The 14037-nt window shown below is 34.1% G+C and carries 8 protein-coding genes and 1 rRNA gene; 2 read left to right on the top strand and 7 right to left on the bottom strand.

What is annotated here, in order from left to right:
- Nucleotides 1-10 precede the first annotated feature (10 nt).
- The 3 genes from HNP25_RS13615 to HNP25_RS13605 all read right to left on the bottom strand — a co-directional run bounded on the left by HNP25_RS13615 (nt 11) and on the right by HNP25_RS13605 (nt 5462).
- Nucleotides 11-3337: a TonB-dependent receptor gene (locus tag HNP25_RS13615; protein WP_184134954.1), complete on the bottom strand. Its 3327-nt coding sequence runs from the start codon at nt 3335-3337 to the stop codon at nt 11-13.
- Nucleotides 3338-3618: 281 nt separating this feature from the next.
- Nucleotides 3619-4743, bottom strand: coding sequence for a FecR family protein (locus HNP25_RS13610; RefSeq protein ID WP_184134952.1), 1125 nt, complete (start codon nt 4741-4743; stop codon nt 3619-3621).
- A gap of 89 nt (nt 4744-4832) precedes the next feature.
- On the bottom strand, nt 4833-5462 hold the full coding sequence (locus HNP25_RS13605; RefSeq protein ID WP_184134951.1) for an RNA polymerase sigma factor: 630 nt from the start codon (nt 5460-5462) through the stop codon (nt 4833-4835).
- 307 nt (nt 5463-5769) lie between these two features.
- Between HNP25_RS13605 and HNP25_RS13600 the strand changes: the two genes are divergently transcribed.
- Nucleotides 5770-6321 (top strand): DNA-3-methyladenine glycosylase I, encoded by a 552-nt coding sequence (locus tag HNP25_RS13600; RefSeq protein WP_184134949.1) that lies wholly within the window; start codon nt 5770-5772, stop codon nt 6319-6321.
- 48 nt (nt 6322-6369) lie between these two features.
- Here the strand turns inward: HNP25_RS13600 and HNP25_RS13595 are convergent, their stop codons facing one another.
- Complete coding sequence (locus tag HNP25_RS13595; RefSeq protein WP_184134947.1) at nt 6370-7140, bottom strand: SDR family NAD(P)-dependent oxidoreductase; 771 nt, start codon at nt 7138-7140, stop codon at nt 6370-6372.
- Between the two features lie 304 nt (nt 7141-7444).
- On the opposite strand from HNP25_RS13595, the gene namA reads away from it, so the two are divergent.
- Entirely contained in the window at nt 7445-8515 is a 1071-nt protein-coding gene (gene namA / locus HNP25_RS13590; protein ID WP_184134945.1) for an NADPH dehydrogenase NamA, read from the top strand.
- A gap of 59 nt (nt 8516-8574) precedes the next feature.
- On the opposite strand, the gene HNP25_RS13585 is transcribed toward namA, so the two are convergent.
- The 3 genes from HNP25_RS13585 to rrf form a co-directional block, all read right to left on the bottom strand.
- Complete coding sequence (locus HNP25_RS13585) at nt 8575-10752, bottom strand: TonB-dependent receptor family protein (RefSeq protein ID WP_184134944.1); 2178 nt, start codon at nt 10750-10752, stop codon at nt 8575-8577.
- A gap of 83 nt (nt 10753-10835) precedes the next feature.
- The gene (locus HNP25_RS13580) at nt 10836-13745 is read right to left on the bottom strand and encodes a response regulator (RefSeq protein WP_184134942.1); all 2910 of its coding nucleotides are present in this window, start codon (nt 13743-13745) and stop codon (nt 10836-10838) included.
- Between the two features lie 204 nt (nt 13746-13949).
- Nucleotides 13950-14037 (bottom strand): 5S ribosomal RNA (rrf, locus tag HNP25_RS22130); the annotation flags it as partial.

The raw sequence follows: 14037 nt of genomic DNA, 5'->3' as shown, positions 1-14037 counted from the left end.
TTAACTAGTGCTACAAATTGATATTTACACCTACATTAAAATTCTTTTGAATAGGATATACAGAACCTCTTCCATCACCCAATTCTGGATCCCAGAAAGTAAAGCCACTCCAAGTATGCAAGTTAAATCCTGCAACATACACTCTAAAAGTGTTTACATTCAGCTTTTTAGTCAGTTTTTTAGGAAGCGTATAACCGATTTCTGCCGATTTCAATCGTAGATAACTAGCGTCTCTTTGCCACCAAGTAGAAGAACGATAATTGTTATTATTAGGGCCAAAGGAAAGTCTTGGGAAAATCACATCTTGACTTGGGTTTTCGGGCGTCCAACGGTTTACAGCATTAGCATTTACGTTTCCACGAATTCCACCCTCAACAAAGGGAAACCATCCTGTTCCACCAAGCATAAAATCCATCGTTTGTGCACCTTGAAAGAAAGCAGAAACATCAAAACCTTTATAGCCAACAGTAAAACCAAAACCATACATTGTCCCCGGAGTAGAAGGATTACCAATAGCTACTTCATCAAATGAATCTACGATACCATCTCCGTTGAAATCCTTGTATTTAATATCACCAACACGCACAGCACCAAATGTTTGAGTTGGTGAGTTTTTAATCTCTTCTTCACTGGTAAACAATCCTTCAGCAATTAAACCAAAAGGTTGTTGATAACGCTTGTCTCTTCTATTTTGATAAGTGTATTTCCAATCTGGAGCGTCATCATTCAATAGTTTATTTTTAGTGTATGTTACATTTCCTCTTAAAGCAAGGCTTACACTTCCTATTTTTTTATTGTACTCTAAACTACCGTCAACCCCTTTATTTTCAAACTCTCCGATATTTCCCCAAGGATTATTTTGAAGTCCCATAATGGCTGGAAGTGAATTTCTTTGCATAAAAATTCCAGTACGGTGTCTTTTGAAAACATCTGCTTGTAAATAAAATCCTCTTAAAAAACGCACTTCTAGTCCTAGGTTTGTTTCTACTTCTTTTTCCCAAGTAAGGTCGGCTCCCCATTGGTCTTCACCTCTACCACCAAAAATATTATTAGCATCAATACCGAATCTATATTCACCGTTTCCTCCACCTACTGTCGTCAAATAAGCAAATCTTCGTCCACCAATTTGGTCATTTCCTTTATGTCCGTAAGAACCTCTTAGTTTCAAATATTGTAACCATAAATTATTATGGAAAAAAGGTTCTTGCGAGATAATCCAACCTACTGCATAAGCAGGGAAATAACCGAAACGTTTACCTTTTTCAAAGTTTTCAGAGCCATTATAACCAGCATTATATTCAAAGAAGTATTTTGATTTATAACTATACGAGATACGCCCAACCAAACCTTGTAATCTTGAAGGTAAAGAACTGATTGCATCATTAGCATCTGCACTTTGATAATCCTGTTGATTGTACAACACAAGCCCGCTGATTGAATGATTGCCAATCGTTTTATCATAGTTAAGATTCGCTTGCATATATATTCTTCTATTTCCTCCTGATGACTTAGCAAAAGCTAAATCTGCATTCCCAGTCACAAATTTGTTCAGTATCAATGAACTATCAGCGGCTCTTCCAGTAGCAATATAAGTATCAACATTGGCTCTGGTTCTTTGAATATTATGGAAATTATAGCCATCAAATGCAAACTTTCCTGAAACCTTCAAGCCATTCACCAAGTTTGATAAATCATGATTGATTGTAATATCTGATTGAATATTATTTCGCCATTCGGTAGCAAAGCCTTTTCCTGTTAAAGAAGTATATGGATTAGTAATTCCGTTTACACCACCATACACAAAGCCTGACTTACTATCAGCAAGTGGATAAGTTGGCGAATAACCAACGGGCGTGTTGAACATAATATCGTTCCAAATCGCTGCTGAACTTCCGCCACCTGGATAATTAGAAGTAATTAAAATACCACCAAGCCCTAATTTCAATTCTGTATTCTTGCTTAATTTAACATCAGTATTTGCTCTGAAATTATATCTTTTCAAACCTGCATTGGTATTGTAAGTATTCAAGTTATCGCCATTCCAAATACCAGATTCATCGTAGTAAGTAGCCGAAATAAAGTATTTCGCCGAAGCCGAACCACCGCTAATATTTAAGTTTGCTCTTCTTGTTTTTGAATTTGGTTTTAACATTAAACCCAACCAATCAACATTTGGATACAAATATGGATCTACACCTGACCTATATTTTTCAATGACGGCAGGTGTATAAGGTGTTACATAATTAGGATTTGAGGCTAATTGAGCTTCGTTGTATAATTCAAGATAGGTTGGTGCATCTACCAATTTTGGCTTACTCGTTGCCGAGTTTACGCCTGTTTCATATTTGAAACTAATGGTAGGTTTATCGTTTGTGCCACGTCTCGTAGTTACTAATATTACACCATTTGCACCTCTAATTCCATATACTGCCGTTGCAGAGGCATCTTTTAGCACTGAAAAAGTTTCGATTTCTTCTGGTTCGATGTTGTTGATTGGTCTTTCAACACCATCAACAAGCACAAGCGGAGAAGCTCCTGCTCCGAATGTACTGATTCCCCGAATCCAAAATTGAGCATCATCATAACCTGGTTCGCCACTTCTTTGAACAGCAATTACTCCTGCTACTTTACCCGCCAAAACATTATTCAACGAACGTGGTGCAGCAGATTTCAAATCATTTACTTTTACGGTGGTGATAGCTCCTACCACACTTTCTTTCTTTTGTTCGCCATAACCTACTACTATAACCTCATCCAAGGCTTTCATATCAAGATTCATCGCTATATCAATCTGTGCTCTATTATTGATGCTAATTTCTTGTGTCAAATAACCCACAAATGAAAAAACCAAAGTATTATTTCCGTTTGGGACTTGGATTGAATATTTACCATTAGGTAGCGAGGTCACTCCTCTTGTAGTTCCCTTAATAGCAATATTTACGCCGGGCATTGGCTGGTTTTTCTCATCAACAATTGTTCCTGTCACCGTTTTTTCAAGCTGTGAAGTAATGGATAAAAAATTAAGCGTATGAGATGAAATTAAACTTGATTTAGGTATATGTCTAAGCACAATTGTTGACCCCGAAACTTCGTAAGAAATTTCTAGCGGTGTCAATAATTTTGATAAAACCTCTTTCAATGATTCATTTTGAACATTAATTGAGATTGTTCTATCGACCCCAATCATCTGTGGACTGTAAATAAAGCCTACAGAAGTAGACTTCTTGATTTGACGAAGGGCAGATTCCAGTACTTTATTTTCTAATTTCAAGGTAATCTTTTGATTGAGAAATTCTTGTCCACGGTTTTCATGTGCAATCGCTAACGTACTGCACATAACTATCAATAAAACCTGGTAAAAGGAAAAGTGCATGATTTTTAGAAAAATCTTGATTGATTCTGTGAAAATTTTCATAAATTGAATGGTCTTTTGTTAAAATTTTAGCAAAAAATCCCCTCAGCCCAACTTTTATAAAGTTGGGAGTTGTTGTCAGCAATAAATTGGGGAAATACAAGCCGGAGATGTTGGAGCATCTTCGGCTTTTTTCGGGGTTGATAATCGTAGATTGTTTTATTTCATAGTTAATTAAGTTTTGGTTGTTTTAATTGAGTTTTTTATTAATTACATCTTTTTCCATAAACTACTACCTGACCGTCGATTAGCTCATATCGGGCTTCAATAGCTTTACAGATTAGGTCTAACATTTCGAAGAGTTTTCCTTTTTCTAACTCCGCCGTAAGCTGACATTTCAATAATAATTCATTATCATAGGTAATAGAAATACCATAAATTTCTTCGAGTGAATCAAATACCTGACTAATAGGTGTACGGTCGAATATTAAGGATTTGTGAACAGTTGAAATAGGTTTTATTGGTTCAGGAATGGCTACAAGAGAGCGTTTCAAACGGTTTTCATTACGATTAAATACCACTTGTTGATTTGGAGTAAGTATCAATTCGGCTTCTTCTGTCAGTAATTGTTCGGCTGGTTCTTGTTCTTTATTCAATGAAAATACGGATACTCGTCCCGTTTTAACAATTACCTTTACTTCTTTATCTTTTTCATAAGAACTAATCGTAAAACTTGTCCCTAAAACTTTTGTAGCGAGTTCATTCGCATAAACCACAAAAGGTTTTGTCGGATCCTTCACCACATCAAAAAAAGCCTCTCCACTCAGATAAACATCACGTCGTTTCTCTGAAAAAACTTTAGGAAAGCTCACACGGCTACCCATTTTCAAAATTATTTTACTGCCATCTGGAAGACTTACAACTTTAGGTGTTTTATCATCATTGAGTACTTCTTGAAATAAATCTTTCTTACTTTCAACACGCTGTTGATAAGCTGAATAATAATTCCCAAAAGGGAAAGAAGAATATTTTGATAGATAGAAAACAAATCCAGCAATACTTATAACAAGTATTGCCGCCACTTTCCATAACCAAGCCAATGACAATTTTGGTGTTGTTTTAACAGCAACTTGACTAGCATCCATTTCTTTTCTGCTTTTTGTCAAACGCTTTAATTCTTCACGCAATTCATTTTCAGATAAATTATCTTGTGCATCACGTACTTTTTTAATTAAGTCACAAGCATCAGCAACAACCTCAGCATGTTGAGGATGCTCTTGAGTCCATTTTTCCCAAAAAACTGCATCTTCAGAAGCATTTCTGAGTACCCATCGGCAAAAAGAATCATCTAAAATGAAGTCTTTTATTGTGTAATTAGTATAATCCTGCATAGATAAAATTGCATTTTACAATCCTTATATACTGAAACAGTACGATATGATTTGTTCATACTCCTTTTCTATGAATTATTTTTAAAAAATTATTGTAACTGACAGAGTAATTTAAAAAAAGGCATTGGAAGCAATTTGATGATGGAAGGGAAATGTTTCTTTAATTGAGTTAAAGAACGATAAAGGAAATTGGCAACAGTTTGCTTTTCAATATCCATAATTGAAGCGATTTCTTCATTAGATAAGCCTTCATAATATTTCAAAAATATTACTTCTTGTTGGCGTTTAGGCAGTTGGGCAATTGCCTGACGGATGGTTTGCTCACTTTCGTGTAAAAACTCTTCCGCAATCCATTCACTTTCAACGGTTAATCCATCAGTAAAAGCATAGGTATCATCCTGTATATCAACAGAATTGCCTAAGCGTTTTTGGATTTTCAACTTTCTGAGTAAATTATTACGAAGTGATTTTATCAAATAAACAGTAACATAGGGATTTTCTACCAGATTTTCTCTTCTAGACCATAATTCAAGAAAAAGGTCTTGGATACAATCTTTGACTAATTCAGTATCTTTCGTAAAACGAGTAGCATAGTTGTATAATTCTCGGTAACGTAAAGCAGCAATGCTATCAAAGGCATCTCCGTCTCCACTTCTAAAACGGATCCACAATTGAGCTAATTCAGCTTCATCACTTGGAATTCTATCTACTTTAATCATAAATACCTTATAAACACTTCAATAATAAGCTAAAATTATCCAATTTTTATTAGAAACATAAACAGATGAAAAAAATTAAAACTATATGACGAAATTTGAGAGAGATGAAATTACCGAATTGTCTTTATTTTTGATTGAATTAAAAATGGTTTTATTCTATTTGAAAAATACTTTCAGATTGTTTCAAAATTGAATAATAAGCATTTATCTTTTTTTGAAAAGTACAATGTTGGGGCATTTTATAAAAAACCCTTTTTTTATTATCACTTAATATTTAATCATTCAAAATAATCACTAAAAAACTACCATGTCATATTGTACCGCAATAGCATATATGTCGGATGAAAGAAGGGATTTGCATAAAGCCTATCACGACAAACTATATGGTTTTCCTATAGACGACGATAATGAATTGTTTTGTAGGCTTGTTCTTGAAATCAATCAGGCGGGTTTAAGTTGGGAAACTGTATTGAAGAAAGAAGTATCTTTCAGAAAAGCTTATGATAATTTCAATATCGAAATTGTCGCCGCTTATACCGAAGCCGATAGAGAAAGACTTTTGGCAGATGCAGGAATTATTCGTAATCGTTTAAAAGTAAATGCAGCCATAGAAAACGCCAAAACAATTTTGGTACTTCAAAAAGAATATGGTTCTTTCAAACAGTGGCTGAATGTTCATCATCCTAAAACCAAGGAAGAGTGGGTAAAATTATTTAAGAAGACATTCAAATTTACTGGTGGAGAAATTGTAAATGAATTTTTGATGAGTACTGGCTATTTATTGGGTGCTCATGATGAGAACTGCATTATTCATCAAGAAATATTGAAAACTCAGCCGATGTGGTTACAAACGGTTTGAGTTTTTTTTATTTGACAATTCATAACGTTTTTATGAATTGTCAAATCTTTATTGCTCAGTATAATGAAAAGTCAAGCCCCCATCTACATAATAAGTAGAACCCGTTACATATTTTGCATCATCAGATGCTAAAAAAGCCACAACGCCCGCTACATCTTCTGGCTCTCCTAATCTACGAAGTGAAATATTGTTTTGAAGCGTTCCTAACAATTCGGGTTTACTTAATAAATCAGCATTAATTGGCGTTTTGATTGCCCCTGGTGCCACATTGTTGATTCTGATATTCAAAGGACCTAATTCAACTGCTAAATTTCGCATCACCATTTGCATCGCACCTTTACTTGCACAATAAGCCGTAAAATTCGGGAAAGGTAATTCTTCATGTACAGAACTGTTATTCACAATTACGCCAACAACATTATTTTCCATCATGTAGCGTACAAAAGCCTGTGTCAAGAAAAACATTCCTTTCAAATTAATATTCATTACTGTATCATAATCCTTTTCTGTCACTTCCCAGAAAGGTGCATTAATTTCAACGCCAGCATTATTCACCAGAATATCTAATTTACCAAATACTTCTACACTTTCTTTGACCATTGCATACACAACTTCCACTTTTGAAATATCACTTTTAATAAAATGAACCTTCGCTCCTGTTTCCTCTACTTGTCTGATTGTTTCAGCTACGTGTTCATCATTATTTCTACTATTAATAATTACGTTTGCACCTTCTTGAGCAAACCGAACGGCAATTGCACGACCAATACCTTTGCTACTTCCTGTTATTAAAGCCACTTTTCCTGAAAATCGTCCCATGTGTTTTTGGTAAGTTTAGTTAATTGATAGAATATTTAAAATAAGTATAAGCAAAAAAACTGAATTTTATCACTCCGATTTGATTTTACTTATCAAATATACTAACGTTCAAAATTGAACTATGCTGAATAATTATACATTATAATTTAAAAATGGATATTTCTCAGAAAGAAAATAGATAACGTATCTATTCTAAAATCACAAAATCGTTCCATTACTAAGTATCATCTGTATAAAATAAACGACGTTTTTTTATCCATTAAAGTAATGTTAGATTCATCACTCACAATTCACAACTCTTAATATGTCACTATTATTTAGTCCTATAAAAATCAAAGACATTGTTTTAAAAAATCGCATTGTTGTTTCTCCGATGTGTCAATACTCTTCTTTTGATGGCTTTGCGAACGATTGGCATTTTGTACACTTAGGCAGTAGAGCCGTAGGCGGTGCTGGCTTAGTCATTACAGAAGCCGCAGCAGTTTCGCCAGAAGGTAGGATTTCACCCGACGATTTAGGAATTTGGAAAGATGAACACATCGAAGGTTTACAAAAAATTACAGCTTTCATCAAAGCCAACGGAGCAGAAGCTGGAATTCAATTAGCCCACGCAGGCAGAAAAGCCAGTGTTTCTTCACAATGGAAGGGGGGCAAATTGGTAAGTGAAGTCGATGGTGGTTGGCAAGTAGTTGGACCAAGCGAAATACCTTTTAATGATACCTACGGATTACCCAAAGCATTAACAAAAGTCGAGATTAAAACAATTGTAAATGATTTTAAACTTGCAGCGGAAAGAAGTTTGAAAGCAGGTTTTTCTGTTGTTGAAATTCATGCAGCTCATGGTTACTTGATTCATCAGTTTTTATCGCCATTAAGTAATCTACGTACAGATGAATACGGTGGCTCTTTTGAAAACAGAATTCGCTTTTTATTAGAAATTATCGAAGAAGTAAAAACTGTTTGGCCAGAAACGCTTCCTTTATTTGTTAGAATTTCAGCTACAGAATGGGCAGAAGGCGGTTGGAATGAAGATGATTCTATCAAATTAGCTCATATTCTAAAAAGTATTGGCGTTGATTTGATTGATACTTCAACAGGTGGAAATATTCATTATGCAAAAATCCCTGTTGCTCCTGCTTATCAAGTATCTTATGCCCAAAATATCAAAAAAGAAACTGGTATTTTAACAGGTGCTGTGGGATTATTAACGACTTCAACACAGATAGAATCAATTCTCGTAACAGGTCAAGCCGATTTAATCTTTTTAGCAAGAGAATTACTTCGTGACCCATATTTCCCATTGAGAGCCGCTGCCGAATTAGGACAAAAAGATGTGCAATGGCCCGTACAATATGAACGTGGAAAATTCAGATAAGTAGAACGAGTTTCCAACTCGTTTAAATAAACAACGAGTTGGAAACTCGTTCTACCTTCTTAAATCTTAAACTGCAAAGTAACTACAATACTTCTTCCATCCGAACTCCAAACTCCCACTCCAGGATAACCTGTCGGGCGTTTGGTAAAGTATTGAGTATTAGTAAAATTATTCACGCCTAATTTAAGAGTATAGTTCTGAGCAATTTTCAAGGAAGCATTAAAATCAAAAATACTGTATGCTGGCACCAAACCTTTTGCACCATCCACACTTGGCTTTTCAGTATTCAAAGCATCTGAGTAACTATCTGCCACATAACTATACTGCAAAGTAGCACTCAATGTTTTATGTGCAAACGTTAATCCATTTCTACTAATCCACTTCGGTACTGTTTCTAAACGATTGCCTATAATACTTTTATTTTCTCCATTCAAAACAACTGAACCTTTCTCATAGAAAGCATCAAAATAGGATGTTGCTGTAAAAACAGAGATTTCGCTATTTTTTGTTTGAAGAGGCTTTGCTTCTATCGATACTTCCAACCCTTTTGTCAAACTACTGCCCACGTTAGTTTTATACACAAAATTATTTCCGTTGGCATCAGGCAAAATTAAACTTCCGATACGGTTATTGTATTGAATCTGGAAATAAGTAATATCAAAATTTATTTTTTGATGATGGTTTCCTCTGATACCGATTTCAATATTATGTCCAGAAGCATCTTTAAGATTTTGGTCAGTAACATCCAAAGCCGTTGGCGGAATAATGTCCGAGAAAATCACTGGTCGATATGCCTGTGACCAACCTCCATAAATTTTAAGGTGATTATTTAACTTATATTGAGTATTCACACCAAAAAGTGGGAAAGAATGTTTTATTTCATTTGGTACTTTTTCTGAAGCTAAATATCTAATATATCCCGACATTTTAGTAACGCCACTTTCTATACGGAAGGCTGGCGAAATATTAAATCGTGGCGAAACGTAAAAGATATTTTCTACAAAAACAGCTACATTTTGTGTTTTATAATGTAAATCTCTTCCCCAAACGGGGTCAACTAAAGTTAAATCATAATCTGTACCTGTTGTTCCTTTTCCCAATTGTTGGCGATGCAAATCATTATTGATGTATCGAAGTCCACCAACTAAAGTATTTTTAAAATTTCCGATAGAATAATACTTCGTCAAACGTAATTCAGAAGAGTAACTATAAAAATTATCAATATCTACTTGACGGTTTTTGTATTGGTCTGTCGCTGGGTCAATCACGTCTGGTACAGTTGCTAAAGCTACAATTTGCACACTACTTCTTGTCCCTAAAACGGCAGAGTTTATCCAATTTAACTGTGTGTTTTCATTAATTTTCCAATCGAAAGAAAGCGAAGGAACAATAATATCAGGACTAAAATAATTTCTACTTCTGGTTGATTGTCTTGGATTTTGATTAAACATTTCGTCTGTCAATGGTCCAGGGATTTGGAAAACGTAAGTACTTCTTCCGATTTCAGCCTTCGCTTTTAATTTATAAGAAAATTCATATTCTAAGGTTAAAAACTGAGCTTCAGCATCTGAGTTAGCATTTTTTCGATAACCATCCGAAATTCTTTTCTGGAAGTAACCATAATATTTCAACTTTCCAATCTTTCCACCAATGGCATTATAAGTACTAAAAAGTCCATAAGAACCCATAGAACTAATACTTTCAAAAGATATTTTTTGGGTAGAGTCTGCCTGTTTTGTGATATAATTTATCATTCCTCCAAACTGTGCACCATATTGTAAAGAAGCAGTACCACGCACCAATTCAATTTTTTGAATAGATTCCATCGGCGGACTATAATGACTGGCTGGATAGCCATAAATATCACTATTCGTCATAATTCCACTTTGGCGAACATTATATTCCCAACTACGGTGCGGGTCGAGTCCACGAGTAGAAATATTCATTTGATTTCCAGAGCCATCCATATCATACACAAAAGCACCAGCTAATTTTGCAAAAATTTGTCTGCCTGTTTTTTCTGAAATATTCGCATTAAGATTACTGACAGCAATTACTTCATATTTTTTCCCAGAAAAAATATAGCTGTTATGAACATCGCCTAAATTATTTCCATCTTTTCTAAAGGCTTTAACTTCTACTTCATCAAGTTCTTTAACTTTGCTATAATCAACGGATGTTTTTTGACCAAATGTAAAAGTAGCTATGAGTAAAAGGGGAAGAAAAAAGGGTTTCATATTGATAAAATTGTTATTTTTTCCAAAATTATGGAAATATAACTTTTATTCCAACAATGTGAACACAATGATTTAGAACCTTTCTAATCTTGAACAAGCCATTTATATACTGTTTTTTCGATAGTAGCTTTTAAAACTGGCTTAGTAACATAGTCGTCCATGCCTGCTTCAATACATCTTTCTTTCTCTCCTAAAATAGTTCCCGCAGTAAGTGCTATAATTGGTATTCTCTTTTCTCCTTTTTCAAGTGTCCTAATAATTTTGGTTGCTTCATAACCACCAATTTCAGGCATCTGAACATCCATAAAAATAATATCAGGCTGGTGTTCCTTAAATAACTCAATTGCAATTTTTCCATTAACGGCTTCAACTACTTTAGCATTAGGAAATAGCCTACTAAAAATTGTTCTCGCCAGTAACATATTGATAGGATTATCTTCGGCAATAAGTATTTTAATGTTTCCTAATTTATGCACTTCACTTGAAACAGTAGATTTATCCTCTATTAAAGTATTTTCTACTGGTTCTACTTTATTAATCAATTCATGCAAGGCAACATATAATTGTTGAATTTTTATTGGTTTTACCAACCGCTGTTTAATGCCCAATTCTTCACAAGCTTTCGTAATTTCATAATCATCTGAAGAACTATATAAAAGCATTATTGGCTGATTATCTGTGGAAATATTAAGTTCTTCTCTTATAATTCTCGCAGTTTCAATACCATCGAGCTCAGGCATTTTGTAATCTAACAAAATAGCATCATATCGATTTCCTGAACGAAGTAAATTCACCGCTTCTTTTCCGCTACTTACTTGGTCAGACGAAATACTCTTTAATGCTAACATTTCTCTTAAAATCACTTGGTTATTAGCATTATCATCAACGATTAAAATATTTTCAACTTTTTCTAAATCATTATTCCATTCAATGGCTTCTCCTTCCATTGTTTTCAATGAAATATCAAAGAAAAAAGTACTTCCAACACCTATTTCACTTTCTACTTGCAATTGGCTTCCCATCAGCCCCAAAAGCTTATTTGAAATTGTGAGCCCTAAACCAGTGCCTCCGAATTTTCTGGTGGTTGAAGCATCTTCTTGTGAAAAAGCAGTAAATATTTTTTGCTGATTTTTAGCATCTATACCAACGCCAGTATCTCTTACTTGGAATCTGAATTTCATCCCATTTTCAAGTTCTGGGTTCAAAATTGATATTTTCAATTCTATTTCTCCTGTTTTGGTAAATTTTACAGCATTTCCTAAAAGATTTACCAATACTTGTCTCAATCGAACCGAATCAACCCAAATAAAACGGGGAATATCTGGCTGGATATTCAATAAAATTTCAAGTCCTTTTTCGTTCGCTTGATAAGTAATAATATCCATTACTTGTTCACCAAGCTTGTATAAATCGTACTGTTCTATCGAAAGCTCAAGCTTTCCAGCTTCAATTTTAGAAAAATCCAGAATATCATTAATAATATCTAAAAGTGAATTTGCCGACTGATACACGGTTGACATATACTGTTTTTGAGTATTGTCTAATTTAGTTTTCATCAATAAATCCACGAAACCTATTACTCCATTCAATGGAGTTCTAATTTCATGGCTCATATTCGCCAAAAATTCAGATTTTGCTCTTCCTCCCTGTTCTGCTTGCTCTTTCGCTTTTCGCAAAGAGTACGCAAACCGATATGACAAAATAAGGTTTTGAAAGAAAATAAAACCAAGAAAACCAAAAATGAAGTAGAAAGGCGATGTATCAACTACTTTTAAATAACTGAGAATGGTTAAACCTATCGCAAGTCCGAGCGACACAAAACTCAAAAAAGCATATTTAGATCCAACCCTTTTATTAATCAAAGCACGAATTGCCACATAAAAACTATAACCAATAAAAAGTAAAACCACGATTAAAAATAACTGCGAAGCAAGTGTGAAAAAATAAATTGGAGTAAATACCAAAAGTCCAATATAAAACAGACTTGAAATGCTAACAAACTTGATAAACCAATCTTTAGTTTCGTCTGGATATAAGTCTTTTAAAAACAAGGTGAAAATAAAAATGCAGAAAAATATGGCGAAGTATTCAACATAAATCGTGAAGTACCAATTCAAATTGGGGAAAAGATGATGTAAATAATATTGCTTGTCAACACCAATAATCCGATAAATAAAGAACAAACAAAAGAGAGCAAAGTAAAGTATTTCACGCTCACGTTGTCCCATGAAATAGAGTCCAAAGAAAAACAAACTACCCATAAATAATACTCCAGTCAGAAGTAAATCAGAGGCAATTTCTCTCTCTCTGAGTTCTTTCATTACTTCATCATCACCCAGAACAATCATTTGTGAAATCCCCCCTTTATAATGCTCAAAATTCGCAATCTGAAGGACTAATTTCAAAGTATCAGATGTTGCGTAATAATTTCGTAAAATGGGTAGCCATTGCGGTTTGTACTCATCTATATTTTTGGAAACGACTCCATTCAGAGCGAATAGTTGGTTATTTACCCAAAAATTGAAAGTACAATAAGTAGCAGGGAGAAAGAAAGCGAGGGATGGATTTTTTTTGTGATCAATAATTACATCTAAAGTGTAAGTAGCCACTCCAAAAGCTTTATAAGGAATATTTAATTGTTCGTGTATATTCCAAACTTTAGTTAAATCAGTATAATAATTAGGCTTAGTTTTAAAAGTGATTTCATCTGGATTTAGTAACTGGTTCCAATAAAAAGCCCAAGGGCCTCGTAAATCGGTACTTCCTTTTATAAAATCATGCTTTCCCAAGTCTAAAACTCCTCTTTGGGCTTGATATTCTTTAGCTGATAAAACAAATGGTACAATAAATTGTAAAAGAATAATTCCATACATCATCATCTTGCACTTATCATACTTATTTTCAACAGTAGAATAAGACAGAATGAGTCTCTTTTCAAGACTTCGTTTTAGCAAGTACCTATACTTATGAATTTCTAAAAAGAAGTTTCCCATCAGGTTACTTGGTTAATTCAATCTACATAAAGTAGAATGTTGATTCTTTATTATAAAAATGCAAAGGAATAGTAAATAATTCTTTTACACAATGATATTTTAAATATTCACTAAGTAATAATAGTGAAATTTAATAGCTATAACTATTTTTTGCCTTAAAACGCAAAACGAGCTACTTATAAGGTAGCTCGTTGTCTTTAATATTTTTGGGGTTTATTTACTTTCCCGCATATGATTGCAGTATCATCAACGGAACTGGGCTTAACTTCTCTGTTCGAGATGGGAAGAGGTG

Source organism: Arcicella rosea (genome assembly GCF_014204325.1).
Classification (GTDB): Bacteria; Bacteroidota; Bacteroidia; order Cytophagales; family Spirosomataceae; genus Arcicella; species Arcicella rosea_A.
Note: the sequence above shows the minus strand (reverse complement) of the source record. Positions and strands in the feature narration are given on the sequence as shown.